Origin of the sequence: Kitasatospora sp. MY 5-36 (assembly GCF_001182915.1) — a bacterium.
Taxonomy (GTDB): domain Bacteria; phylum Actinomycetota; class Actinomycetes; order Streptomycetales; family Streptomycetaceae; genus Kitasatospora.
In genome coordinates, this window is sequence record NZ_LFVW01001205.1 from 1 (window position 1) to 830 (window position 830).

1 pseudogene is annotated in these 830 nt (G+C 76.3%); it reads left to right on the forward strand.

Annotation, left to right across the window (positions count from 1 at the left end):
* Nucleotides 1–66: 66 nt before the first annotated feature.
* A pseudogene (locus tag AE652_RS41420) lies at nucleotides 67–830 on the forward strand (beta-ketoacyl synthase N-terminal-like domain-containing protein); the annotation flags it as partial.

The window sequence follows — 830 nt, forward strand, 5'->3', positions numbered from 1 at the left end:
CGCGCGCTGCCCCGGGCGGAGGCCCGGCAGACGCTGCTCGGCCTGGTGCGGGCCGAGGCGGCCGGGGTGCTCGGCCGGGGCCTGCCGCGGACGATCGCGCCCGAGCGGGCCTTCAAGGACCTCGGAGTGGACTCCGCCTCGGCCGTCCGGCTGCGCAACCGGCTGCGGACCGCGCTCGGCCTGCGCCTCCCGGCGACCGTGGTCTTCGACCACCCCACCCCGGCCCGGCTGGCCGGCTTCCTGCTCGCCGGACTCCTCGACGAGGCACCGGCCCAGGCCGCCCCCGCCCGTCCGGCGGTGGCGGCGGACGAGGACCCGATCGCGATCGTCGCGATGAGCTGCCGCTACCCGGGCGGGGCGATCACCCCCGAGGCCCTGTGGCAGCTGGTCGCCGAGGGCCGGGACGCCGTCTCGGAGTTCCCGACGGACCGTGGCTGGGACACCGACGCCCTGTTCGGCGGCGCCCCCGGCTCGGTCGGCAGCTCCTCGGTCCGGGAGGGCGGATTCCTCTACGACAGCGCCGACTTCGACCCGGACTTCTTCGGCATCAGCCCGCGCGAGGCCCTCGCCATGGACCCGCAGCAGCGGCTGCTGCTGGAGACTCCTGGGAGGCCATGGAACGGGCCGGGATCGACCCGGAGGCCCTGCGCGGCAGCCGGACCGGCGTGTTCACCGGCGTGATGTTCCACGACTACGCCAGCCGGCTGCCCCGGGTGCCCGAGGAGGTGGAGGGGTACCTCGGCACCGGCACTGCGGGCAGCGTCGCCTCCGGCCGGGTGTCGTACACCTTCGGCTTCGAGGGCCCGGCGATCACCGTGGACACCGCCTGC